This window comes from Nonomuraea sp. MTCD27, assembly GCF_041950495.1.
Lineage (GTDB): Bacteria > Actinomycetota > Actinomycetes > Streptosporangiales > Streptosporangiaceae > Nonomuraea.
In genome coordinates, this window is sequence record NZ_JBGNUW010000008.1 from 1 (window position 1) to 24,870 (window position 24,870).

Genomic DNA, 24,870 nt, shown 5'->3' on the forward strand with positions numbered 1-24,870 from the left:
CGCCACCCGCTACGACAAGACCCCTGAGAGCTACATCGCCGGCCTCCACCTTCGTGGCGCGATGATTTGGATCAAAGACCTCACACGACCCACCCCTTGATCACAACCCAATACGCGCCCTAGAACGCCCATCAAAGAACGCCTTCGTGTTGATCGCCAGCTGGTCACCGTGCCAACCGCGGGCTGGCTGTGCGACAGGTACGGGCGCCGCCCAGCGATGGTCGCCGGATCGGTCGCGGCAGCGGTGCTGTTCTACCCCTTCTTCATGCTCGACACCGGCACTCCGTGGTGATCTGGGCCGCCTTCGTCATGATCTTCACCCTCTGCAACGACCTGACGCTCGCCTCGCAGGCCACGATGTGTCGGAGCTGTTCGACGTCCGGACCGCTACACCGGCGTCACCTTCACCCACGACATCGTCGGCGGTTGCATCCCCTTCGTGGCCGCCTGGCTCGACGGCTGGTCGAGAGGTCAGCTCTGGCCCGTCGTGGTGGTGTCCGTCGCGCGGTGCCTGCTGTCGGTGCTCGGCAATAGGATCATCGACGAACCCGCCCACCTGCGGCAGCCCGCCACCGGCTTCGGCGCGCGGCGGCAACCCGGCGGCATGACCGGCGATCCTGGCCGTCACGAACGCCGCCCGACCCGGCGCCTCGGGTCAGGACAACTGCGCGCGCCGGCGGGGCTTACGCTTCTTGCCTTTCCGGAGTTCCTGCGACGCGTCGATGGTGTTGCCATCGCCGTTGATGACGACTCCGCAGCCTATCGCGATGTTCGTGGGCCCCGACCGTTCGGGGACGGCCGGCTCCTGTAACGGCGATGCCACCGTGGCCTCCGATGCGGACCTCCTTGATGTCATCGTGCCGAGGGCGGCGCCCACCATGCCCACAACCCCCGTGACGAAGCCGCCGACGCTCGCGAGTTGATCGGCGCTCTGCAACGTATGGTCGTACAGAAAGACGCCCAGCCCCGCCAGAGCGCCGGACGAGATCAGAATGGCTGACCACATGGCGGAGCGGCGGCCTTCTGCCATGGCTTCCTCCTCGACTATCGCCCGGGTCTCTCGAACGGCCCGTGCATTCTGGAGATGTCTCTTGTCATTCCGGACACCTCGCGGGTGCGGCGTGCGACCTCTTTGGCCGGTTCGGGAATCTTCCCGATCTCGGTGCGTATCTTCTGGACGATCCGGTTGTCGCGCCCGACGGTGCCCGTCGTGGCGGAGTCGCCGTACGCGGACAGTCCGTCCCCGGATCGCACGACGCGAGTAGGGCCGCCGTCGCAAGCCAGGGTGCGCATCAGCTTTTCCGGAGCCAGGTCCCGGGTGGCAGCGCCGATACGCCGGTTAAACTGCTGCGCGATCTCGCGATTCGAGGGATCCCGCAGAAGGCGGGCGAAGGTCGCGACCAGTTCCGGATCCCCTCCCAACAGCGTAGACACGGGTATCCCGCCACGGGCGATCACATGACTGATCTTCATCCGGGCGGTGTTCCGGTTTCCCCATGCGACGACGTCACAGCCGATCGCCGTCACGTCGACATGACGGGTCACCCTGAAGCTCACCATGTGCCTGTGGCGGTCGTCTGGTCCACGGGATTTCGTGAGCTCGGCCCGGAACCGGTCGTTGGCCCGGCGGTCGTCCGGATCGCCGATCAGGCGGATCAGCGCCTTGCGGGCGTCACCACCCCGGAGTTTCCCCGCCAGCTCATCCGCATCGAACCTCACGCTTCTGATGCGGTATTTGATCGTCCGTTCGGCCTTGTTGTCGTTCCCGATGAGCACGTGGGAGAACTTGTACAAGGTGACGTCGTGAACGGGCCGGGATCCAGTGCCATGCGGCTCAAGCCGGACGTGTGGTTCCACGGCTATCGTGACCACGGCCGGCTGGGGCGGGCGAGTGCGGCCGGGCTCGGCGCGGGCTGGCAGCGGGATCTTCCGCACCACACGCGTCGTGCGCGTCCGCGTCCGGGTGCCGGAAGGCGGGGGATCGTCTTCGCGGCGTGGCTCTTTATTGTTGCGCTCCGGTGGCCGCCGTGCATCCTGTGCAGGTTCGGGCGCTTGAGAGGGGACTTGGCTGGAATGATATTGCGGAGATTTCCGGTCACGCCGGGCTGATTGCGCTTGGTTGCGAGGCGGTCTCGATGGCGCGGGGAGCCTGAAATCGGCGGGTGAGAGCGCAGGAGAGAACTCGGACGAGGGAGACGGACCCGACATGCTGCTCTCTGGCTTGTCAGGCCGGGACGCGTCGGCCGCTCGATCCAGCGAGACGTCCGCGAATGAGGGTGCCGGCCGCGAGGGCGTCAAGCTATGCCTTGTGAACGACGCCGCGCCGGGCGGCGCGGAAGGCTCTGCCGCGGGGGCGGACTCCCCACTCTGATCCGCGCGCGCCCTCCTCCGGTTGAGTTCCATCCGGATCGCGACGCCGAGGAACAGCCCGGCGAGAAGGAAACAGCTCATGGAGACCAGCGCGCTCACGGCACACCTGCCTGGTTCTACCGGCGGACGGGAAGTCGACGGGCTTCACCACATGGCTGTGGTGAAGCCCCATCCTGGCCGAGCGGGCGGGCTTCGGCGTCTATCGCGACCGATCGAGTATGGTTCCTCAGCACTTCGTACGTACTTCAGGGGATGAAAACGGGCTTCACGGTGACGTACCACTTGCGCGGGAGGAGGCCGGGTTGCGCCGTTGCCGACCCGTACCGCGTCATGCGGCTGGCCATCCAGGCACGGCGGCCACACTCGAGCTCGCCTTCACCGCCTCACGGGAAGGTGACGCCGCCATGATCGAGCAGGGGCGCAGGCTGCTGCGGGCGTACGTCGCCAACGTGGCATCGGCTCGCTGAATGCCGGTGGGAGTTGCGGGCTGCTAGCGTCTCCCCCGTGAGCGGAACTGATCGCAGGATCGGGGACACGGCGGTCATACCGTTACGCATCGGCGGATTCGGCGCCTGCAGGATCGTGGGGATGGACGGCGATCACCTCATCGTGGGCGTGCTCGACTGGCACTCCGAGACGGTGCCGTCCCTGGAGGACGTGGCAGTCGCGGGTACGCTGATTCTTGATCACCATTCACATGCGGCGGAACCCGCCGTGATATCCATCGACCGAACCGAGACTCCGCCTTCCGACCTGCGCTGGATCGGCACGCTGGACGGCATCGAGCCCGTTGCGAACTGCCCGCGTTCCGGAGGATGGGTGTACGTGCTCATCCAGGCGAACCTGCAGTGGCACTGGGATCTGTCCCTTCCCGAGGCGGCGAAGGCGGCCTACAAGGCCGCTGCCGTGATCCCATCGACGAGGGTGGAGCTGGACTTCGGACACGGGCGGAAGACGTTCCGCCTGGGAACGAGCCACCTGGACTTTCCCAAACTGGCCGCCGTCCCGCCTGACGCAACACCCGACTGGTCCCAGCTCGACGCCCTGCCGATGCTGACCGGCCTGACCTGGGAGGGGACTGACCGCGGGCTGATCGAGGCCATCGGCCGCCGTCCTGTCATCTCCGCGCTGCGCTGGCAGAACGCGCCGCCGCTCGTCGACCTCTCCCCGACGCGTGTCACGTCGTTGTGGCTCAGCGGAAGCTCTCCCCGACGGCTGCTGCTGCCGGACCGGTTCGAAAGGCTGACATTCGTGGAGCTCTCCGGTGAGCCGCCGGAGGTCGTGGCCGAGGCGGACGGCGCGCGCGTCGGGCTCTTCATCATTTCGCCGGACCCGTCCATACCCCCAGGTCTGCGCTCCGTCCGCAACCTTCAGCTCAGCGTGCGAGGATCCTTTTCCGTCGCGTCGTTGTCCGGTTTGGATGACCTCGAGGTCCTGCGCATCGACTGGACGACGTCTCCTGGCGAGTTGGCCGAGGCGCGGCAGCTCAGTCGTTTCCTCTCGCTCTTCAGTCTGGAGCTCAACTCCGCGTACGCCCTCGATGCCTCCTCGTTGCCGGAAACTTGGCCCGCGCTGCGTTCGCTGCACGTGGACGGGATCAGGCGGGAGACGGCGAAGCTGCTGAAGTCCCGGTACCGCCGGTCCGAGCTGGATCTCGTCGTCCAAGGCGCGAAGTCGGACGATTGGCTCGCCGAGAACCTGAACAACCCGTTCCGCGACTGGATCGAGGACGACCGGCGCGCTGCCGCGGCCGCCTGCAAGGCCTACACGACCGCCTCGCGCGCCCTTGGCGACCTCCCCGGCGATCCCGGGGAGCGGGCCGAAGCCGCGAAATCGGCGCTTCGCGCTTTCATCGAGACGCTCAATCTGGTGGACGAGCGTCACGACGGCTTCATCGACACCATCAGACGCGAGGAATCCGGCGAAGCCTTCGCCGACCTGGCCGAACGCGCCGGCATCAGCACCACCCAGGCCGACGAATGGTTCGACGACTGGCGCGATTTCTGAGGCGCCCGCTCCGGGCGGCGACACCCGAGTGTCAAGAGGCGCCAACGTTCAGCGCCGCTGCTCAGCAGGTGATGGCAGGGTCGCGGGGTGCCCTGGCTGCTGCACTCCATTCGCGCGGCTCTCCGGACGGTGACAGGCATCCGCTGGTTGCTCGCGCGCTTACGGTGCTGCCCGAGCAGACCCCGGTCTCAACAGAGCGATGTCCGGGCGGAGAGGGTGAGAGGCTCAGCTGGTGGGATGTGCCCTCAAGTTGCCAGCAAGTCGAAATCGAACCCGATGAGGAACAGAACGAACGCGACCAGGCGCGCCGGATGGCCGTCATAGTCGGGCCCGATTGCGTGGCGCGCGACGAACGCAGGCACGATCTATGAAGATCGTGACCAGCGGCACGACAACCACGGCAAGACAACCCGCGATCAGCAGCAGGCCGACCGGGCGGCGACGCCGGCAAGCGCGGCACACGTCCACAATGATCTGACGCAGTGCCGGGGTCCCGGGCCAGGCGCTGCAGCGCGTACAGGCCTGCCAGCCGGACTGGGGCCTGGTCGCTGCCGAACTGCTCGGCGGCTTTGGTGTAGAGCTCGGTCACCCGGCGCTCAGCTGGCGTCGTGCGTGGTGTACGCGGTGGCCGGTTCGTGGTGCCGCTGGCGGCGTACAGCCGGCAGCAGCCAGGTGCTCACCACCCCAGTCGGCCGCGCCGACTAGCAGCGCAGCTGGAAGAGCCCCCACCACAGCGAACGCGGCGGCCGCAACTCGGGTGGACGGGCGGATGGCTCAGGAGCGCCGGACAGGCCCGTGCACGCTTCCTGCGGGCACTGGTTGATCAGGTCGGTAAGGGCTTGCCGGTCCTGCTCGGAGAAGCTTCGAGAAGGTGCGGCTGCGCAGCACCAGCGGCGGCGGGTCGTACGTCATCCACCCGCCGGACCGCCCGCTGGCTCCGACCACCCCAGGGTTGCCCGCGAGCTGGTGAGCAGTGCCCTGGCGGACTTGCGGAACGCCGCCACCAGGCGGTTGCGGTCGCCGGCCCGGGTGGCCAGCACGACGTGACTCGGTTCGACGCCCTCCAGGGGGATCGAGGTGAGGTCCGGGCGGAGGCTGACGAAGATCGGGCCGGCCGCGATGGCCACCGCCTCGCCGGCGGCGATCGCCTCGTACTTGTCCTCGATGCCGGCGATGAGCGGGCCGTCGGGGGCCGGGCGGCCGTCGGGCCTGGGATCGATGCGCCAGTACGCCTCCCAGGCCGGGTCCGGGTCGGCCAGCCGGGGCAGCGGCTCGTCGGCGATGTCGTCCAGCGTCACGGATTCTCGGCCCGCCAGGCGGTGGTCGCGCGAGAGCAGCAGCATGCGCGGCTCGTCGTACAGGATCGTCACGTCGAGCCCATCGGTCACCAACGGCAGCCGGGTCACCACCGCGTCCACACGATGGTCGAGCAGGGCGGGGCGCGGCTCGTTCCAGGCCACGTGTGAGGTGCGTACGTCGGCGTCCGGGTGCAGGCGGCGCAGCTCGCGCACGGCCGGCGTGACGATGAGGCCCGCCGTGTACCCGATCGTGATCCCGCTGGGCCGAGCGGCGGCGCGGGTCTGCGCCGCCGCCTGGGCGGCCGAGCGCAGCAGCGTCTTGGCGCGGGGCAGGAAGACCTCGCCCGCCTCGGTGAGCCGCGTGCCCTGCGGGGTACGGTCGAGCAGGCGGGCGCCCAGTTGCCGCTCGAGGCCGCGGATCTGCCGGCTCAGCGACGGCTGGGTGATGTGCAGGGCCTCGGCGGCGCGGCCGAAGTGCCCGTGCTCGGCGACCGCCGTGAAGTAGCGCACGAGCCGCAGATCGAGGTCGGGCGAGTCGGGCATACACCGCAGCCTACTGCGGTGATGCCTGAAACGTATTGCGCGATGAGGAACAGGCTTTGGACGCCGTACGGCGCCGGCTCCGACGATGGGAACACCGCTGAAGAAGGAGATCATCATGCGTGTTTTCGTCACCGGTGCCACGGGATTCGTGGGTTCCGCCGTCGTTCGTGAGCTCATCGAGGCCGGGCACCAGGTTTCCGGTCTGGCCCGTACGGACGAGGCCGCCGCCGCGTTGAGGGCCGCGGGAGCCGAGCCACACCCGGGCTCGCTCGACAACCTCGCCGGCCTGCGCGCCGGGGCCGCCGCCGCGGAGGGCGTCATCCACCTGGCCTTCGTGCACGACTTCACGAACTTCGAGGCTGCCAACCAGACCGACCGGCGGGCCATCGCGGCGCTCGGCGAGGCGCTAACGGGGTCCGGCCGCCCGTTCGTGAGCACCTCGGGCACCGGCCTGCTCCCGCCTGGCCGCGTCGGCACTGAGGAGGACGAGCCGGGGACACATTCGCCCCGGGGGGCCGCCGAACAGGTGGCGCTGTCGTTCGTGGAGCGCGGGGTGCGGGTCTCGGTGTTGCGGCTGCCGCTGGTGCATGGGGAGGGCGACCCGGGGTTCGTCGCGACCGCGATCGGCATCGCCCGCGCGAAGGGCGTCTCCGCGTACGTGGGAGACGGCGGCCAGCGCTGGCCGAGCGTGCACCGGCTGGATGCCGCCCGCCTGTACCGGCTGGCCCTGGAGGAGGCTCCCGCGGGCGCGCGGCTGCACGCCGTCGCCGAGGAGGGCGTGCCGGTACGCGACGTCGCCGGCGTCATCGGTCACCGGCTCGGCGTGCCGGTGACCGCGATCACCGCGCGGGAGGCGGGCGAGCACTTCGGCTGGCTGGCCTCCTTCGTCACGCCGGACACGCCGGCCTCCTCCGCCCTGACCCAGAAGCTGCTGGACTGGCGTCCCGGCCGGCCCGGGCTCATCGCCGATCTGAACGCGGGACACTACTTCACGGGCTGAGCTCCCAGCACCGCCAGTTCCTCCTCCAGGTCCTGCCCGGCGGCTGGGAGCCGCGCTCCGCGGCGGCCTTGCAGCCTGTCGAACCGCCTTGTCGCGCCCTGACGCCTGTCAGCAAGGGCTCTCGTAGAAGTCCAGGTAGCCGCTGCGGACGCCCCACATGTCGACCGCCCCATTGCAGTCCTCGTACCTCTCTCCGACCACGGTGGTGCGGGTGGAGTCGCTGTAGTAGACGGTGACGCACGCGTGGCCGAGCTTGCAGGCGCGGGCCTGGGCGGTTCCTGTGGTGACGGTGGTGACGGCGGCCAGGGCGAGGACGGTGGCCAGCAGGGCACGGCGGATCATGGGGTCCCTCCGGGGGGGTCGGAAGCTCTGTCTCGATGGTCGGCTGCCACGCCCGATCGATCAAGAGGCGAGCGCGGGTCGTCAGTGCCGGATCAGACAGGCACAACGTGCCGGGCCGCCCCAGAGGATGCTGTGTCAGCACCTGGTCCGGAGCCGAGATCCGCAGGAGGCAGCACGCACGGATGACGGCGCTGGCCGAACCGCCGCCCACGCCGACGTCCTGGTACGCGCCCTGGGCAGGACCCGCCGGCCTTCCCGTCGACGGCTCCTCCGACGCCGGCGCGGTGCACCGCCGCTACGTCCTCCCCCTCGGACCCGGCCGCACCACGTGGCCGCACCGGCTGATCGCCGCGGAGCCGGCCACCCTCAGTGGCGATCACGTGCCTGAGCGACCCGCCGATCCGGACCGCCGCCTCCCGGTCGGCGAGCTGAGGGGACTCTCAGCGCCTCTCAGCGAAATCAAAGGTCCGGCGAAGCAGACTTCCAGGGTCTCTCCCCCAGCCCAAGGAGCCGCATGAACAGCCGTTCCGATACTCACGCGATCGCGTCGTCGATCGGGTGGTGGCGGCGATGGCCGTCGTGGGCGGGTCACGCCGCAGGCGGAGCGGCAGCCTTGTACGGCTGCGTGCTGCTGGTGGCCGCGCTCATGGGATATCGCTCGTTCATCGGCGTCACCGACCTCGGCCTGCCCGACGCCACGTGGCCGGGCGCCGCGGTGCTACTCGCCGGATCCGCGATCGCCACCGCCACCGTACGCCCGTGGGGTGGACGGGTACCGCCTCGGGCCTTGTCGGCAGGCGCGTGGGCCGTGGCGGTGCTGGCCCTGGCGGGTAGCTGCATGGTGCTCCTCAACCTGATCCAGCTGGTCCTGACCGGCACCGTCAGCGACCGCCAGGGCAACAGCGACTGGGTGAGCTTCGCCGAGCGGTTATGCCTGGCCGTCCTCGGAGCCCTGTTCGTGGCCACCGCGCTGTCGCATGCCCGCCGTACCGCCGGCCTCTGCCCCCGGTGCGGCCGGGCGCATCCGCCACAGGCTTCGGGCCGGCGGCATCCCACGCCGCACGCGGCACCTCCCGTGGTGCGCCGGATCGTCTACGCCGGTGGTTGCGCGTGGCTTCCGTACCTCGTCCTGCACACCCTCGGCGCGGCCGGTGTCCCCGGAATCGAGCCCAACGGATTCCGGCCGACCTGGTACATGCTTCTCGCGGGGGTCTGCGGCATCGGGCTCGCCGTGTTCCTGCTGCTGGGACTTGTCCGGCCGTGGGGCATGGTCTTTCCCCGCTGGACGCTGTGGCTGGCGGGCAGACGGGTGCCCCGGTTCCTGCCGCTGGCACCGGTCTGGGTGGTCGCACCGACCCTTGCCGTGTACGGCACCACAAGCGGGATCCTCGCAGGCGCCGGCCTCTTGAGCGACGACCTGTTCGGCATCGGCGGAGCGGCGTCGCTGGCGTTCGGCGGATACGGCTGGGCGCTGGCCATCGCCGCTGTCTCCTACCAGCTCCGGACCCGACCCCTGTGCGTCCCGGCCGGGACGGCCGCCCCCTGAGCCGCCGATGGAGAGCAGCACGCTCGCCGAGCAGTGGGGGGCGAGCGCGTCGGTGACCTGGAACCGCAACCGGGCTGCCGTCGCCTCGTGGCTGGTCTGGTGCCAGGCCAAGAAGGGGTGCCGGTAAGGAATGGAGCAACACGCCCCAACGCGAAGTTCCTGGGCGGCTTGACATAAAGGCCCTCCACTCGCCCAGGGTCCGTGCGATGAGCCCCAAGCTCGAAACCGTGGAACCTTTGCGCTCGGGGAGAGATCCAATAGGGACATGAGAGCCAGGCAACCGCGACTACCCACCCGCCAGGTCATTACGGCGGCGACCGCAGCCAGAGCACGTCGCATGGCCGCAGCCGCAGAAGCGGCTCCTCCGCCGGCCCCGCCCCCCTCGATGCACTGGGCGTGGCGGTGGATACGCCAATTGCTGTGGCTCGTCCCCCTGCTGGCCGGGATCTTATGGGCCGCCTCGACCGCGGCTGACGAGTACGCCATCATCCCGGAGTGGGGACGCTGGATCCTGGCCGGTACCGCCCTGGCCGGTGCCGCCGTCCTCGGCATCGCCGTACTCATCGGCCCGGTCGCGCGCCGCCTCGCAGGTGAACGACACCCGCTCACCCAGGCCGAGCGCGGCCAGATGACCGCCACAGAACGCGTGGAGGCGCTCAACGCCGCCCGCCACACCCTGATCCAAGCCGCCACGGGGCTGGTCGTTGTCGGAGGCGTCGTCTTCACTGTGCAGGGCCTGTGGTACACGGCGCAGTCGCTCGACGCCTCCACGCAGGGGCAGGTCACTGATCGGTTCACCAAGGCGGTCGAACAGCTCGGCTCCGACAAGACGGATGTTCGTCTGGGCGGCATATACGCCCTGGAACGGCTCGCGCAAGACTCCCCGCGCGACCATGTGGCCGTTTACGACGTGCTGGCCGCGTTCGTTCGCGAGCACGACCCGAAGCCCAGCGTCAAAGACAAGGATCTGCCCCCGGAGCCCACCACTGACGTGCAGGGCGCGTTGACCGTCATCGGCCTTCGCGACACTTCCTACGACCTTGCCCGCAATCGGCGTGTGCCCAACCTGTCCCAGATTCGCGTTCCTCATGCGTACCTGGTCCTGGCGTACCTGGCTGGCGCGGACTTGACAGGCGCGAACCTGACAGGCGCGGACCTGACCGGCACGAACCTGGGCGGCGTACGGGGAGTCACAGAGGACGAAATCAGGAAAGTCGCCCGTGTCGATACGACCACGATTTTCTGATCGCATCTGGGCACCCAAGGCCTGATCGACATGGCGGCGATGCGGCGTCGTAACGGGATCTCCTGGTCGGCGGGCCGGTCTTTGACGGCCTTCCGCTCGGGCCCGTGCGACCAGCCGCAGTAGCTCTGGGTGACCGGGAGGGCTTGACATCAAGCTTGCGACCCGCCGTAGCTTCGGGCGTGCTGGGCCGTGACCTGCGTTAAGTCGCTCGTTCGGACCGAGTGAAGCGATTCTCACCGCCGAGCGAAGATGCGCTGGGCCGCTCCGTCGGTCCCGTCCGACGCCACGCACTCGCGGCCCGCTGCTCCTGTCCGAACGGCGCCCCGTCCCCGCTCGTCTTACCGGCTGCCGTCGACATCTGCCCGCACACCGGCCGCAGTTCATCATGGGCAAAACCCGGCAAAAGACGTCAGAAGCCCCGATGGCGGCTGGTGACAGACGCGTTTACGGCACCCCCTGTACGACAGCGCCCACCTCGGCTACGGCTCCGTCGGCCTCGCAGCCAGCGCGCCACGCGACGAACAAGACCAGCTGGGCACCCGCGGCTGGCCGATCACCGGGTCGCCTGCCGACACTCGGATCAGTGCACTCAGGCGAGAGAGGTGTCCTCTTGGGTGACCTCGAGCGCATGCTGCTGAACCTCTGCGGAGCGTTCGCACGTCTGAAGGTCATGCGCTCACTCGCCTTCCTCGCCCTCATGGTGCTGACCGCCTGCGGCAGCGGAGTGGCGGCCAGCAAGCCGGTCACGTACGCGGCCGACGCCGTCTCCGTCCTGGAGGACCCCGGCCACGGGCCGCAGCTGTGCGCCGCGATGGCCGCGTCGCTGCCACCCCAGTGCAGTGGGCCGGACATCGTCGGCTGGGACTGGTCCAAGGTTGAGCACGAGAGCGTCCAGGGTACGAAGTGGGGTCAGTATCGGGTGGTCGGCACCTGGGACGGCTCCCGGCTGACCCTGACCGAACCACCAGGGGCGGCGGCCCAGGGCAGGCCGGAGGAGCACAGGTTCGACAGCCCGTGCCCCGTCCCGGAGGGCGGCCGGCGGCCGGCTGATCCCGCCAAGGCCACCCAGGAAGCGCTCCAGGCGACTCAGCAGCGGCTGCAGAATGAGGAAGCCGTGGGCGGGGTGTGGCTGGACCAGAGCTATCTGGACTCGATCCCCGGCTACGACGGCAGCAAGCGGGAGTGGTCGGAGAAGTACGCCAACGACCCGACCAAGCTGGTGCTGAACGTGAAGTTCACGGGCGACCTGGCCGGCAGGGAGGCGTGGATCCGGGAGACCTGGGGTGGCGCGCTCTGCGTCAGCCAGGCCCGGCGCAGCCAGGAAACGCTGCGGCAGATCCAGGAGTTCATCGGCGACGATCTGGGCCAGCCCTTCACCTCGACTTCCGTCGACGTCATGAAGGAGCAGGTGGTCGTGGGCGTCTGGGTGGCCAGTGAGGAGCTCCAGCAACGGCTGAAGGACAAGTACGGCGAGGGCGTCGTGCTCCTGCAGGCGGTACTGAAGCCGGTGCAATAGGGAAGCCGTGACCGCTCTGACGCGCTGCCAGAGAGTCGACTCGTTGCCGGTGCTCCGCGATCGCCGCGACCATCGTGGTCCTCAACGTGCTGGACCAGCCGCGCGAGAGAGTCTTCCCGAGGACCCTGGATCCGTGGGCCACAGACGCGGCGCCACACCTGGTCGTGAGCGCCAGGCAGGCTCCCCTGCCCGACAGGCAGGCCGGGACCGTTTATGGCGACACCGAGCCGTCGCTGCTGAAAGCGGAATGGCAGCCGGAGGAACCAGCTTCGACGACGTTGACCTCCGCAAGGCCTACCGCGCCAAGATCCAGCTCGTGGTCTGCGAGTACCTGGATTCGCTGGGTGAGCGTGTCACCTCCTGCGGCTACAGGCCCGTTCGGGCAGCTTGAAGATCTGGGAATCGACCGCCGGTGCTGGTCTGGGGTGGACGCTCTCCGGGCTCGCCTGCGGGGCTAGGCATTCGCCCGGCGGAGGCGTTCGGCCGCCTGTGCCCGCAGCGCATCGCCGCCCGCCGGGGGGCCACCGCACAGTGCCATCTCCCGGGCGTTGTACGCAGCCATCCACACGCTGGCCGCCCATGCGATCTCCATCTCCACGGGCGTGAACACGCGCCCCCGAAAGCCCTGATAGGCCACCAGGAAGGCCTCGGAGCTCTCGATCGGCGCCAGCGTCGGCGGCCCGGCACTGGCGAACGACCCGCTCGCCGCTCCCACCAGCGCCGCCTCCGGCTGCCACGCCAGGCTGTCCCAGTCGTGCACCGCCCACACCTGCCGCACCTGCCACCGCAGGTTCTGCGCCTCGAAATCGGCGTGGCCCAACACGCACGGCAGACCGGCGGTCAGCAGCCGCTCCCGGGTCCGCTCAGCCGCCTCGACGATGTGCTCGGGCACGACAGTCTGGTCCAGGCCGTCGAGGAAGTCGATCGCCGGCCACGTCTCAGAACCGGTCTCGTCCCAGCGTACCCAGGGCGGATTCGGCAACGGCGGCGTGACGATCACACCGGCGAGTTCGGCCATCAGCCGAGCGAACACCTCCGCGCAACGCACGGCCGTGTCCGGCGAGTCGCCGTGCAGCACCTCGCCGCCTGGCCGGAATTCCTCAGCGTGCACGGCCAGCGCACCGACACCGACCACCGGCGTCAGCGGCCGGGCACACGGAAACCCGCGCTCGGCCAGCCGGGCCTGCGCCGCAACACACGACCCCGCCCGGCCGTCGTCGGCACGTGCCTTGACCACCACGTCCCGGCCACCGGCCAACCGCAGACCGAACACCATCGAGACCTGTTGGGTCCGGAACAGCACGTCGGCGGGTTCGCCGCCCAGATGGTCAAGACACCAGGCCGGCAACCAGTTCGGCAACTCGTCCAGCGGCACGCTCATGACTGTGCCATAGGCGCCGAACCCAGCGGGAAGCGACGGGCGAGGCCAAGGCTTCGCTTCGCGGCGCCGGCAGGACCAGGACGGCTTGCCGGTGGTCGACGACGACAAGCGTGCCGCATCCTGTCGCGGCGGCAGCGCGGCGAGTCCATCCGCACCATCGCTGCCGAGGTGAAGGTGTCAGTCGGAGTGGTGCGCAAGACCCTGACCGAGGCCGGCCAGGTGGTTCCTGATCAGCAGGTCCAGGGCATGACCGCTTGAGGCGCAGCGATCCATCCACCTGCCTCGAAACCGGACGTATCAGGTGGACCGCGCGCAGCCGGAACGACTCACCTGCCGCTGCACCTCCTACGGCTACTCCCGGAACGAAGCGCCGCTCTCCCGGCCGCCGCCAAGGGCGTGAATGAGGGGCGTGCCGGATGCCGTACCCTGCAAAACGGTCCTCACGAGATCGGGATCAGCAAGTGATCTTCCTGCTGCTGTTGGTGAAGCCACCAGCTTTTTCTGCGTAGACCCAGACACGCCAGTCGTAGGTGCCGTCACCACATTTCGCCGGGAGTCCGACCTTCTTGTCGGGGTCCTTGGTCCACGTGTCCGAATTCATGGTCTGCCAGCCGTACCATCGCTTGCGCTGCACCTTCAGAGTCATCTGCCCGCAGTCGCCGACCCACGCGACCGTACCTCTGACGTGAGCGCCATCCTTGTAAGGAATGCCTGGGCTGACGCTGCACGCTGCTGCTTGTGTCGTGGCGGCGCCCGCCGGCTGGACTCCCGCGAGCAGTCCGGCGGCGACTGCCAGGACGGTAATTCCGACCGATATCCGCATGATTCTCATGTCCCTTTCGTTCCTTGGACCGATGTGGAGGAACGATACGGACGAGCGGTATGTCCGCGGTATGTCAGGCGTGCCCGATTCAACGACCTCCGGCGCCCCGTGACGCGTCCCCCCATTCGGCCCATGGGGGGCAAGTAGCGGCTGCGCAAGGGGGTTACCGGCCGGATCAGCGGCGTTCGCGTAGTGCGCCCGGGCGGTTACCGGTATCCAGGAGGGGGTGCGGCCGGTTGCCAGAGGGGAAGCCGGTTCGTCCATGCGCTGGGCGCCCGGGGAACTGCGGTTCCCGAGCGCTCCCGCGCTCGTCGAGCGTAGGCCCGCCGCGGGCTACATGAAGTAGTTCGGATGGGTCGCCACCCAGAAGACCAGCGCCGCGACGAAAATTGAACAGCCCTCTACGGTCCTATTCCGATCGAATGACTCATGCGTCTTGGGGCTCCTCATAGGGGATGCGGTTCAGGTGCAGAATCTCGCCCAGCGTTCCCCACTCGTCGCCGCCGAGCTTGGTCAGCGGGCGCAACCGCTCGGCGTCAGGCCGGCCGTTGACGATGTACTCCTCGTGCACCGCCGCGAGGAACACCCTGCCGAAGACCAGGGTGGAGTTGCCCATGCGCAGAGTGGTGTGCGAACGGCACTCCAGGACAACGGGAGAGGCGGCCACCCGGGGAGGTCGCACATGACGGCTGGGCTCGCGTTCGATTCCCGCGGTACCGAATTCGCTGACGGTCCGGGGGAAATCGGTGGCGGTGTCGCGGATCAGATGCAGCAGTGGTTCGGAGGAGAAATTGACGACGAACTCACCGGTGTCCTCGACATTGCGCAGGGAATCCTTGCGGCCGATCGAGGTGAACTGCACGATCGGCGGATCGGTGCTGGCGATGCTGAAGAAGGAGTGAGGAGCGAGGTTGTCCACCGCTCCATCGGGTGTGACGGTGGACACCCACGCGATCGGACGCGGAACGACGACCGACGTCATGAACTTGAAGAAAGCCGCCCCACCCAGGGCCTCGGGGTCGAAATCGACACGCATACCGTTCAGTATCCATTTCGCTCACAGCGTGTAGTGGCCGCCACGCGGAGCTACGGCGGTATCCGGCCCCGGCCCCGGCCCGCAGGACAAGCCGGTCTGGTCGAACGCAACTCCCTGCTGGCCCACCGCGTGATCTTCCACCCCGCGCCGGACAACCGCTGGGCGGTGGGGCGCGACATGCCGTACGCCACCGGGGTGGAGCCGACGATCCCCCAGACGGCGGGGCGTGGACGAGGACGGAGGGTAATCCCCCGGGGCACGGCGAGTCGTTCGCAGCGCCCGGCTGACTGCGCCGGTGAGCAGGCCGGCGCGCTTCAACGCGGCTGGCTGCTGGGGTGTGCCGGCTGGGTGGCTGCCAGGCTGGCCAGGAGCTTGAGCCGCTCTTCTGAGGTGCCGCCCGGTTCGGCGGTGTAGATGGTGAGGCCGTACGCCGTCCGGTCGGACATGGGCAGGTCGAGGGACTGGTAGGTCAGCTCCAGGTCGCCGACCTGCGGGTGCCACAGCCGCTTGCTGCCGTCGTGGCGGATACGTACGTCGTGGACGGCCCACTGGCTGCGGAACTCGGTGCTGAGCGTGGACAGCTCACCGACGAGGTCGCGCAGGGCCCGGTCATGGGGCCTGCGTCCGGCCTCGGCGCGCAGCAGCGCGGCGCTGACCACGGCGGCCTCGTCCCAGTCGACGAAGAACTGCGGCGAGCCCGGGTCGAGGAAGACGTAGCGGGCGATGTTGGCGCGGCCGTACTGCGTGGTGGCAGGGCTGTCGAAGACCGGCGCGAGCAGGGCCCGGGCCAGCGCATTGTGGGTGACGATGTCCTGGCGGCCGTTGCGTACGAACGCCGCCGACATCGTCATGGAGTCCAGCATCCACTGGACCTGCGGCGGGACCTGAACGTCCTTGCGGCGCGAGGGCGCGCGGCGGGCGGGCCGGGCGGCGTGGGCCAGGTCGAACAGGTAGGTGCGTTCGTCCTGGTCCAGGCGCAGGGCCTGGGCCACCGCGTCGAGCACCTCTTCGGACACGCCGCCGATGTGGCCCTTCTCCAGCCGGGTGTACCACTCGGTGCTCACACCGGCCAGCACCGCGACCTCTTCGCGGCGCAGCCCGGGGACCCGGCGCCGGCCGCTGGTGGGCAGCCCGACCTGCTCAGGGGTGAGCTTGGCGCGCCGGGTGGCGAGGAAGTCCCGGATCTGGGCGCGGTGGTCGGGCCGGTGGTCCATGCCCTCCACGGTAGCCGCAGGGTTCGCGCAAGTGGCGGCGGTAAGGGGGTTGAGCTTGTCCCCCCATAAACGCGCTCTGCCTCGCGCGCGGCCAGGCGGGTTTCCTGGCATCAGCAGGTTGGACGCAACCCTGCGCCACCCGAGAGAGACAACCGTCTGAAACGGAGACCTTCTGATGCGTGCAACCCTGATGTACGGCGCCGGCGACGTCCGCGTCGAGCAGGTACCCGACTCGGTCATCAAGCTGCCCACCGACGCGCTGGTCCGCATCACCGCGTCCTGCATCTGCGGCAGCGACCTGTGGCCCTACGGCTCGATGAGGCCGGAGGACGGCCCCGCCCGGATGGGGCACGAGTTCATCGGCATCGTCGAGGACACCGGCCCGGAGGTGACCACCCTCAACCGGGGCGACCTGGTCGTGGCGCCGTTCGCCATCTCCGACAACACCTGCCAGTTCTGCCGCGAGGGCCTGCACACCTCCTGCACCCACCCGCAAGCCGGCTTCTGGGGCGGCTCGTCGTTCGAGGGCGGCCAGGCCGAGGCGGTCCGCGTCCCGCTCGCCGACGGCATCCTGGTCAAGCTGCCCGTCGAAGCGGACTCGGCCCTCATGCCGTCCCTGCTGACGCTCTCGGACGTGTTCGGCACCGGCTACCACGCCGCCGTGGCCGGCGGCGTCAACCCGAGCACCCGCGTCACCGTGATCGGTGACGGCGCCGTCGGCCTGCTGGCGGTCCTGTCGGCCAAGCGCCTGGGCGCCGACCAGATCATCCTGATGGGACGCCACCAGGCCCGCACCGACCTCGGCCGCAAGTTCGGCGCCACCGACGTCGTCTCCGCCCGCGGCGAGGAAGGCATCGAGGCGGTACGCGAACTCACCGGCGGGCACGGCACCCACGTGGTCCTGGAGGCCGTCGGCACCATGCCCGCCTACCAGCAGGCCCTCGGCGTCGTCCGCCCGGGCGGCGTCATCAGCCGCGTCGGCGTCCCGCAGTACGAGGACGCGCCGATCGGCTTCGGCGGCCTCTTCCGCCACAACCTCCGCCTGACCGGCGGACCCGCGCCGGTCCGGGCCTACATCAAGGAGCTGATGCCCGACATCCTGGACGGCGCCATCGAGCCGGGGAAGGTGTTCGACGCCACGACCGGCCTCGACGGCGTCCCGGCCGGCTATCAGGACATGGCCGACCGCAAGAGCCTCAAGGTCCTCATCAGGCCCTGACCTCGAGCGGCGGCGACTGGGTGCGGGGTCCGGCCTCGTCCGTACCCCGCACCCGGTCGGAACTGTCGCCCTCCCTGGTCCGCGGCAGGAACGAACTCTTCCCGCCACACACGAATTCTGAGCGCTGGAGGCTCGGTCCTCCGTCGGATCCGGGTACGTGGTGAAGCGTTGGGCTCGGTGACGTCCGTGGGCTGGCGGAACAGGCCGGCTGCTCAGGTGCTGTCCAGATAGGCGAGTACGGCCAGCACCCGGCGGTGGCCTCCCTCGGCGGGTGGCAGGCCGAGTTTGGCGAAGATGTTGCCGATGTGCTTGTGCACGGCGTTGTCGGTGATGAACAGCCGCTTGCCGATGTCGTTGTTGCCGAGGCCCTGGGCCATCAGGGTGAGCACCTCACGTTCGCGGCTGGTGAGTGTGCCGACGGCGCTCGTGCCGCCGCCCGCCAGGAGTTGGGCGATGACCTCAGGGTCCATGACGGTGCCGCCTTCGGACACCCGGCGCAGGCCGTCGACGAACTCGCTGACCCGGCTCACCCGGTCCTTGAGGAGGTAGCCGACGCCCCCGCGGCCGTCGGAGAGCAGCTCCCGTGCGTAGACCTTCTCGACGTACTGCGACAGCACGAGCACCGGCAGGCCGGGATGCGCGCGCCGGATCTCCAGCGCGGCCTTGATGCCCTCGTCACGGAAGGACGGGGGGAGCCGGACGTCGACGATCAGTGCGTCCGGCCGGTGCCGGTCCACGGCCTCGATCAGGGCGGGATGGTCGGTGACGACGGCGGCGACCTCGATGCCCTTGGTGCCCAGGAGGAGTTCGAGACCCGCGGAGAGCAGGACGTTGTCCTCGGCGATCACGACTCGCACGGCAACTCCACGGATACGGCGGTCGGGCCGCCTGGTGGGCTGGTGACGATCATGGTGCCGTCGAGTGCGGCGACCCGGCGCCGGATGCCGGTGACGCCGCTGCCACGGGACTCCTCGACCCCGCCGATGCCGTTGTCGGTTACCTCGATCAGCAGCCATCCGCGGTCGCGGGTGATCCGCACCTGTACCCGGGTGGCGCCGCTGTGCTTGGCGGCGTTGGTGAGCGTCTCGGCCACGATGAAGTAGGCGGCTGCCTCCACGGCGGCGGGTAAGTAGCCGAGATCGCCGAGGTCGATCTCGGCGGGCACGCCCGACCGTGTGGTGAGCGCCGCCAGCGCTCCGGGGAGTCCTCGGTCGGCGAGGATCGGCGGATATATCGAACGGACCACGTCACGGAGCTCCGCCATGGCCTCCTCGGTGCCTTCGTGGGCCTCGCGCAGCAGGTCGGCCAGGTCGGCGGAACCGTCGGTGAGGGACTCCCTGGCCACCCCCAGCCGCATGGCGATGGCGACCAACCGGGCCTGCGTGCCGTCGTGCAGGTTCCGTTCGATACGGCGTAGCTCAGCGCCGTGGGCGTCGAGCACTCCCGCGCGGCTTTCGGTCAGCTCGCCGACCCGCTCGGTGAGCTGATCCTGCGCCGAGGGCTCGAGCGCAGCCAGGCACCTGCTCGCGTGGAAGGCCGCGAGCCGGGGCACCGCCCAGTACGCCAGGGCCGCGAAGCCCGCGATCTGAACGGCCCCCATGCCCAGCGCGCTGCCCCAGCCGGTCACCGGGAACGCACCCAGCAGTCGCAGCGGCGCGCCGGCGGGGAACAACCACCACAGGGGAGCCGCGAACGCGGTGAACACCACCGTACCGACGCAAGCCAGCGCGGCGAACCCCGCCGGCACGCCGGTCACAATGTGCCGCAACACCCAGCGGACGTCACGCCTGGTCTCCGGGTCATCGAGCACCTGCCGCCACCGCGCGCGAATCCCCGTTCCCAGCGCCATCTGCCGGGGGGATACCTGCCTGCCCAGCAGAGCGGCGGCGCGCCGGCGGTGCCACTCGGCCCAGCGCCGCAGCAAGGCCATCGCCCGGGGAAACAGGACGAGCCCGATGCCGCCGAGCCCGGTCGACAACGCCGTGGCCGCGAGGAGCGGCAGCACCATCATCGTGGCCATCGCGGTCGGCAGGCCGAGTAAGAGATATCTGCTGCCCCGCCAGGTCTTCTGCCATCTTTCCTGCACGACATTCAGTCTCGTGCAGTGCGGCCGGTGGACGCACTACAGCGGACTGTAATACCAGCAGGGCCGCCTGCTCCATCGTCGGCGGACCGGGGTGCTACCTACCGTTCGTGGTCATGACCACACCAACGCTCCGCCGCCCCGCCGTGCCATGGCTCACGGTCGCGGCGTTCCTCACCATCACCTTCGGCGCCATCTGGGCCGCCGGAGCCGCCCTCTGGTTCGGCGGAGGTGACGTCCAAGGGGACGCGGCCACGCCCGTCCTCATGCTCGCCATGTACACGCCCACGCTGGGAGTGCTCATCACGGTGTCGGTGACAGGAGAGCTGCGCCGCCCGCGCGACCTGCTCAGGGAGACGGGCGTCCTGCCGTCGCGGTCGCTGCCCCGGATGGCCGGCTACACCGCAGCCGGCCTCCTGCTCGCACCGCTCCTGACGCTCGCCGCGCTCGGCGTCAGCTCGTCCGCCGGTCACTTCGCCTTCCACGATCCCCTGCCGCTCGAGGGCCTGGCGAACATGCTGGCCCCCCAGCTCCTGATCTTCCCGCTCGGCATGGTGTTGACGTTCGGCGAGGAATTCGGATGGAGCTACCTGCTGCCCAAACTCCTCCCGCTCGGGCTCTGGCGCGCCCTGCTGACCAGCGGCGTGATCTGGGGAGTGTTCCACGCCCCGTTCACCTTGCAGGGCTACCACTATCCCGGACTACCCGGCGGCCTGGCCGTACTCGCCTTCACCATCGCGTCGGTGCTGCTCGGCGCCCTGCTGGGCTGGCTGCGCCTGGCCGCCGGCAGCATCTGGCCGGCGGTCGTCGCGCACGCCGCGGCGAACCTGATCGCCTCCGCCCTGCCCGCGCTCGTCGGAACACCCCTGAGCGCCGCGGATGCCGCCTTACACGCATCGCTTTCCGGTTGGCCGGGCTGGCTGGTCATGGCCGGTACGATCGCGGTGCTCATCGTGACAGGACAGTTCAGGAAACTCGCGATCCAGGCAGCTGGTGTCATGCCCGAGCCAGTCCAAGCCGCGCACCGCGTTCGGTCCGCCGATTCCTCCTCCACTGACGACTGCGCTGCGACCCATGACACCTTTGGTACGCGACCGCCGTACCGTCCCGCACAAGCCGCCAGGATGGGCGGGGTCGCGTCCGATCACCGAAGGTCGTGATCTGGTCGAGGTCATCGAGGACGTCGCCCATCTAGGCACCCGCCTTCTCGACCACGCGCTGTCCCGGCGGCTCCGGAGGCCACGTCGTGGATCTCGCCACCCGCTGAAAATCCTCCAAGGTCACGCGGGGCGGGATCAAGGGCGGGGGCCGGAGCGCATGCTCAGGGTTACGGTGGTGCCGGCATCGACTACGCGGCCTGCGGCTGGTGACTGGCTCCCGACCCAGGTGCCGGTGCCTGTGCATTGCGGCACCAGCCCGGCAGCCCTGACCTGGTTGGAGGCGCCCGTGCACGAAAGATCCGTCACGTCGGGCACGACGGCCCGCATGGACAGGCCGACCACGGTGAACTTCGGCACCACGGTCCCCGACGGGATGGACTGCGCGGTCACCGTGCCGCCGTTGTAGGAGCACGCTGGGGTCAGGTCGGCGGCGCTCAGGGCGGCCGCGGCGACGGGGCAGCTGACGCCGATCACGTGGGGCACCACGGCGTGCTGCGAGGTCGCGATCGCAAGCGGGGTGTACTCCCCCACGCTCATGGTGACCACGCCGGGCAGGGTGGTGATCCTGGTGGGCTGGGTGATCGGGTTGGCATCGGTGATGTCGACCGTCCCGTTGGCAGCCTCACCGGAGGTGTTGCTGCCCCAGTAGGAGAGGTTTCCGCCGGAGTCGAGCGCCATGGAGCCCACGCGGCCCGCGTTGATCTTGGTGATGCCGGTCAGCCCGAGGTGCACGGGGACCAGACGGTCGGCCTTCGTGCCGTCGCCGATCTGACCGTGGTCGTTGGCGCCCCAGATCCATACGGTGCCATCGCCACCCAGTGCCATGGCGTGGTTGTCGCCTGCGCCGATCTGGACGATGCCGGACACACGCCGGTCCACCCGCACCGGTGTGGGCACGGCATTGGCGGTCGTGCCGTTTCCGAGCTGCCCGTTGGTGTTTCGTCCCCAGGTCCACACCGAGCCGTCGTTGCGCAGCGCCACGCCGAAGTTGCCCCACGCCGCGATTTGCACGATCCCGTACGGCACGGCCACCCGCACCGGGGTCGGGCCTCCGGCGTTCACGGTGCCGTTGCCCAGCTGGCCCAACCCGTTGCCGCCCCAGGCGAACACCTCACCGTTGGACTTCAGCGCCAGGCTGAAGTCGCGCCCGGCGGCGACCTGGACGACGGTGGAGATCGGCGCGCCTACCGGCGTCACGCTGGTGGCCGGGCCGGTCACGCCCAGTTCGCCGAAGAAGTTGTCGCCCCACCCCCATACCTTTCCTTGGCCGTCGACGGTGAGCACGTGCCCCGTCCCTGCACTGACCTGGCTGATCCAAGGGAGCCCGGGGACCCGGGCCGGTGTCGAGCGGGACGGGCTCGGGTAGCCCAGCCGCCGATCGCTGCCCCAGGTCCACACCGAGCCGTCGGAGTGCCGAGCCGCACTCACCCCGCCGCTGCCGCTGACCTGGGTGACGTCGGTGGCGAGGCCGGACACCGGAGCGGGCGTCGGCAGCGGGGGCCCTATGCCGCCGTTTCCCACCTGGCCCGATCCGTTCAGCCCCCACCCGTACACGATGACGCCGGAGACGGCCGACGCCGGAGAGGCCTGCCCGAGCAGCCCGGACGTCAGCGCGAGCGCGGCCACCGCGGCGACCACGCGCTGCTTCAAGGGTTTCATGAGAGCCTCTCCACCTTCGATTCCTCTTTCCTCGAAGGCGTTCCGTCCCGTTCCACCGTCAGCCGACCCGGCGCGGGGCCCTTTCCCAGCGCTCGGCGACCCGCGAACCCGACTCCCTGCGCCCCCTACCGCGCTCTTCTGCCTGATCGAACCGCCGGGTCCGCCAGGCACTCACCACCCACGGCGCGACCAAGGTCGACGGCTTGTACGCCGGACGACCCGCCATCCCCACCGGCAAGCTCGTCCAACTTCGTCTCCTGGATCTCCTCGGTGTTGATCCACGAGACCTCCGCTGAAGATCACAGCACCTGGTCGCCCTCGAATGGGAGGAACACCTGCGCCCCGCTCCCGCTCTTGGCCACGATGCACAGGTAGGAGTCGGCCGGCGACATCAGGACGTTCCCCGAGCCCAGGATCACCGGCGCGCCGGGTATTGATCGTGGCGGCTGCCATCGCGCCGGTCGAGGGCTTTGCGGCTCGCCTGGCGGATCTCCGCCGGCGTCCCGTTCCCCGAAATCCGCCACATCAAATGAGAAAGCAAGACCAGCTCGACAGGTCGGACGAGAGGCCACATCCGCGGCTCATACGCACGGGGGCGGCTCATCGGCTCGGCCCTGCAGGTCTGTGGCGATGGCGGCGAACTCGCCGATCAGCGGGTTGCGGCGGGTGCTGTCCCAGGCCAGGCACACCTGGTTCGGTGGGATGTCGGCGATCGGGACGTAGGTGACATCGGGCCGGGTGTAGAAGGTCACCACCGACAGCGGCAGGACGATGACGCCGTGGCCCTGCGCGACGTGTTCGAGCTTCTCCTCCACCGAGTGGAAGGCCGGACCGGGGCGGCGTCCACCCGGCCGCCGCAGCTCGGTGGCGATGTCGCGCCATTCGGGAACGGCATCGGGGTCCTGCAGGAGGTGTTCGTCGGCGAGGTCGGGGATGCCGACGACGTCCTTGCCCGCCAGCCGGTGGCCGGTGGGCAGCACGGCGACGCGTGGCTCGGCGAGCAGCGGCCGGACGCGGAGCCCGCGCTGGTCGATCGGCAGGCGCACGTAGCCGACGTCCACCCGGCCGTCGTGGATGACCTCGGTCTGGTCGTCCCAGGTGGTGCGCATCACCTCCACGGTGAGCCCGGGATGGCGTTCGCGGAGCGCCTGGACCGCCGGCGTGACGATCAGCCCGGGCATGAATCCGACAGTGAACACGTCCGTGCCGCGGGCTGCGCGACTGACGCGACGGCGCAGCGCCTGGGACGCCGCCAGCAGCGGGCGGGCGTCGGCGAGTAGTTGCTCACCCGCGGAGGTGAGCTCGGTGGCCCGCCTGTTCCGTACGAACAGCTGGACCTTCAGCTCCTCCTCCAGCGCGCGGATCTGGCGGGACAGGACCGGCTGCGCGATGTGCAGAGCCTCGGCGGCCCGCCCGAAGTGCAGCCGCTCGGCCACCGCGACGAAGTAGCGCAGCTTCCGCAGATCGACGTCCACCAGCGCCTCCTTCCGCCTTTCATTACCCAAAGGGTATTACAGGTCGACGAAAGGGTCTTGGACGGCAGCGATCGGCCGGGTTCATCGTGGAGGAGTCGGATTTCTCTTCTCGAATTTCTCTTCTCAAAGGACACGATCATGGATCTACAGGGTCAACGCGTCATCGTGCTCGGCGGCACGTCGGGGATCGGGCTGGCCACCGCGGAGGCGGCCGCGCGGCAGGGCGCCGTGGTCACAGTCGCCTCCAGCCGGCGGGCCAGCGTCGACCACGCTCTGTCCCGGCTGCCCGGCGGCTCCGGGGGCCATGTCGTGGATCTCGCCGACACCCGGGCGGTGGGCGAGTTCTTCGACGGCGTCGGTGAGTTCGACCATCTGGTGTTCACCGCGGGCGAGCCGTTGACGCTGATGCCGATGGACACGCTCGATCTGGAAGCGGCACGGAACTTCTTCGCCCTGCGCTATTTCGGCGCGCTGAGGGCGGTCCGTGCCGCGATGCCTCACCTGCGCAAGGACGGCTCGATCACCCTCACCACCGGCACCGCCAAGGACCGGCCGGGCCCGGGCTGGGCGGTCGCGGCGAGCATTTGCGGTGCCATGGAGGCGCTCACCAAGGCGCTGGCCGTCGAGCTCGCGCCCGTGAGGGTGAACGTCGTCTCGCCCGGCTTCGTACGGTCGCCTCTTTGGTCGGCGATGGACGAAGAGGAGCGGGAACGGATGTATGCCGAGGTCGGCGCGGCGATCCCGGTGGGGCGGGTCGGCGAGGTCGAGGACATCGCCCAGGCGTTCGTGTTCCTGATGACGGAACGGTTCGCCACCGGGACCGTCCTCACGGTGGACGGTGGGCACGTCCTGGTTTGATCCACCCATCACCGGGGCCGGCCATTGCCGTTCGGTCAGCGTCCGGGTGTTCGTCATCGCGATGCCCAAACGCCAAGGCACCGGTGGGCCGCGT

The 24,870-nt window shown here is 69.6% G+C and carries 21 protein-coding genes; 9 read left to right on the forward strand and 12 right to left on the reverse strand.

Annotated elements, in window-relative coordinates; genetic code table 11:
- Positions 1 to 169: 169 nt before the first annotated feature.
- A complete protein-coding gene (locus tag ACBJ59_RS23780; protein ID WP_375112432.1) occupies positions 170 to 292 on the forward strand; it encodes a hypothetical protein in 123 nt (40 codons plus the stop codon).
- Between the two features lie 363 nt (positions 293 to 655).
- Here the strand turns inward: ACBJ59_RS23780 and ACBJ59_RS23785 are convergent, their stop codons facing one another.
- Together ACBJ59_RS23785 and ACBJ59_RS23790 are read right to left on the reverse strand one after the other, a co-directional pair.
- Positions 656 to 1,030 carry a hypothetical protein gene (locus ACBJ59_RS23785; RefSeq protein WP_375112433.1) on the reverse strand — a complete coding sequence of 125 codons (375 nt, stop codon included), beginning with the start codon at positions 1,028 to 1,030 and terminating at the stop codon, positions 656 to 658.
- A 14-nt stretch (positions 1,031 to 1,044) separates the two neighbouring features.
- Positions 1,045 to 1,794 carry a hypothetical protein gene (locus ACBJ59_RS23790; RefSeq protein WP_375112434.1) on the reverse strand — a complete coding sequence of 250 codons (750 nt, stop codon included), beginning with the start codon at positions 1,792 to 1,794 and terminating at the stop codon, positions 1,045 to 1,047.
- A 1,080-nt stretch (positions 1,795 to 2,874) separates the two neighbouring features.
- On the opposite strand from ACBJ59_RS23790, the gene ACBJ59_RS23795 reads away from it, so the two are divergent.
- A complete protein-coding gene (locus ACBJ59_RS23795) occupies positions 2,875 to 4,377 on the forward strand; it encodes a hypothetical protein (RefSeq protein ID WP_375112435.1) in 1,503 nt (500 codons plus the stop codon).
- A gap of 908 nt (positions 4,378 to 5,285) precedes the next feature.
- Here the strand turns inward: ACBJ59_RS23795 and ACBJ59_RS23800 are convergent.
- Entirely contained in the window at positions 5,286 to 6,218 is a 933-nt protein-coding gene (locus ACBJ59_RS23800; protein ID WP_375112436.1) for a LysR family transcriptional regulator, read from the reverse strand.
- 115 nt (positions 6,219 to 6,333) lie between these two features.
- Here ACBJ59_RS23800 and ACBJ59_RS23805 point away from each other — a divergent pair, with 115 nt between their 5' ends.
- Positions 6,334 to 7,218, forward strand: a complete 885-nt coding sequence (locus ACBJ59_RS23805) for an SDR family oxidoreductase (protein WP_375112437.1) — start codon at positions 6,334 to 6,336, stop codon at positions 7,216 to 7,218.
- Between the two features lie 108 nt (positions 7,219 to 7,326).
- Here ACBJ59_RS23805 and ACBJ59_RS23810 read toward each other — a convergent pair whose 3' ends face one another.
- Entirely contained in the window at positions 7,327 to 7,560 is a 234-nt protein-coding gene (locus tag ACBJ59_RS23810) for a DUF6289 family protein (protein ID WP_375112438.1), read from the reverse strand.
- 514 nt (positions 7,561 to 8,074) lie between these two features.
- Between ACBJ59_RS23810 and ACBJ59_RS23815 the strand changes: the two genes are divergently transcribed.
- The 3 genes from ACBJ59_RS23815 (at position 8,075) to ACBJ59_RS23825 (ending at position 11,868) form a co-directional block, all read left to right on the forward strand.
- A complete protein-coding gene (locus ACBJ59_RS23815) occupies positions 8,075 to 9,106 on the forward strand; it encodes a hypothetical protein (protein WP_375112439.1) in 1,032 nt (343 codons plus the stop codon).
- A 415-nt stretch (positions 9,107 to 9,521) separates the two neighbouring features.
- Positions 9,522 to 10,352 carry a pentapeptide repeat-containing protein gene (locus ACBJ59_RS23820; protein WP_375112440.1) on the forward strand — a complete coding sequence of 277 codons (831 nt, stop codon included), beginning with the start codon at positions 9,522 to 9,524 and terminating at the stop codon, positions 10,350 to 10,352.
- Between the two features lie 610 nt (positions 10,353 to 10,962).
- Positions 10,963 to 11,868 carry a hypothetical protein gene (locus tag ACBJ59_RS23825; RefSeq protein WP_375112441.1) on the forward strand — a complete coding sequence of 302 codons (906 nt, stop codon included), beginning with the start codon at positions 10,963 to 10,965 and terminating at the stop codon, positions 11,866 to 11,868.
- Positions 11,869 to 12,322: 454 nt separating this feature from the next.
- Here the strand turns inward: ACBJ59_RS23825 and ACBJ59_RS23830 are convergent, their stop codons facing one another.
- The 4 genes from ACBJ59_RS23830 to ACBJ59_RS23845 form a co-directional block, all read right to left on the reverse strand.
- Positions 12,323 to 13,249, reverse strand: coding sequence for a hypothetical protein (locus tag ACBJ59_RS23830; RefSeq protein ID WP_375112442.1), 927 nt, complete (start codon positions 13,247 to 13,249; stop codon positions 12,323 to 12,325).
- Positions 13,250 to 13,703: 454 nt separating this feature from the next.
- Positions 13,704 to 14,081, reverse strand: a complete 378-nt coding sequence (locus ACBJ59_RS23835; RefSeq protein ID WP_375112443.1) for a hypothetical protein — start codon at positions 14,079 to 14,081, stop codon at positions 13,704 to 13,706.
- 418 nt (positions 14,082 to 14,499) lie between these two features.
- Positions 14,500 to 15,108: a flavin reductase family protein gene (locus tag ACBJ59_RS23840; RefSeq protein WP_375112444.1), complete on the reverse strand. Its 609-nt coding sequence runs from the start codon at positions 15,106 to 15,108 to the stop codon at positions 14,500 to 14,502.
- A 314-nt stretch (positions 15,109 to 15,422) separates the two neighbouring features.
- Positions 15,423 to 16,322, reverse strand: a complete 900-nt coding sequence (locus ACBJ59_RS23845; protein WP_375112445.1) for a helix-turn-helix transcriptional regulator — start codon at positions 16,320 to 16,322, stop codon at positions 15,423 to 15,425.
- A gap of 175 nt (positions 16,323 to 16,497) precedes the next feature.
- Between ACBJ59_RS23845 and ACBJ59_RS23850 the strand changes: the two genes are divergently transcribed.
- Positions 16,498 to 17,541: a zinc-binding dehydrogenase gene (locus tag ACBJ59_RS23850; protein WP_375112446.1), complete on the forward strand. Its 1,044-nt coding sequence runs from the start codon at positions 16,498 to 16,500 to the stop codon at positions 17,539 to 17,541.
- A 212-nt stretch (positions 17,542 to 17,753) separates the two neighbouring features.
- Here the strand turns inward: ACBJ59_RS23850 and ACBJ59_RS23855 are convergent, their stop codons facing one another.
- On the reverse strand, positions 17,754 to 18,398 hold the full coding sequence (locus tag ACBJ59_RS23855; RefSeq protein WP_375112447.1) for a LuxR C-terminal-related transcriptional regulator: 645 nt from the start codon (positions 18,396 to 18,398) through the stop codon (positions 17,754 to 17,756).
- Positions 18,386 to 19,627 (reverse strand): sensor histidine kinase, encoded by a 1,242-nt coding sequence (locus ACBJ59_RS23860; RefSeq protein ID WP_375112448.1) that lies wholly within the window; start codon positions 19,625 to 19,627, stop codon positions 18,386 to 18,388. The genes ACBJ59_RS23855 and ACBJ59_RS23860 overlap by 13 nt, the downstream gene beginning before the upstream one ends.
- Positions 19,628 to 19,740: 113 nt before the next feature.
- Between ACBJ59_RS23860 and ACBJ59_RS23865 the strand changes: the two genes are divergently transcribed.
- Entirely contained in the window at positions 19,741 to 20,784 is a 1,044-nt protein-coding gene (locus tag ACBJ59_RS23865) for a lysostaphin resistance A-like protein (RefSeq protein WP_375112449.1), read from the forward strand.
- 135 nt (positions 20,785 to 20,919) lie between these two features.
- Here the strand turns inward: ACBJ59_RS23865 and ACBJ59_RS23870 are convergent, their stop codons facing one another.
- Both ACBJ59_RS23870 and ACBJ59_RS23875 read right to left on the reverse strand, forming a co-directional pair.
- Positions 20,920 to 22,443: a PASTA domain-containing protein gene (locus ACBJ59_RS23870; RefSeq protein WP_375112450.1), complete on the reverse strand. Its 1,524-nt coding sequence runs from the start codon at positions 22,441 to 22,443 to the stop codon at positions 20,920 to 20,922.
- Positions 22,444 to 23,024: 581 nt separating this feature from the next.
- Entirely contained in the window at positions 23,025 to 23,918 is an 894-nt protein-coding gene (locus tag ACBJ59_RS23875) for a LysR family transcriptional regulator (RefSeq protein WP_375112451.1), read from the reverse strand.
- Between the two features lie 138 nt (positions 23,919 to 24,056).
- On the opposite strand from ACBJ59_RS23875, the gene ACBJ59_RS23880 reads away from it, so the two are divergent.
- On the forward strand, positions 24,057 to 24,776 hold the full coding sequence (locus tag ACBJ59_RS23880) for an SDR family oxidoreductase (protein WP_375112452.1): 720 nt from the start codon (positions 24,057 to 24,059) through the stop codon (positions 24,774 to 24,776).
- Positions 24,777 to 24,870 lie beyond the last annotated feature (94 nt).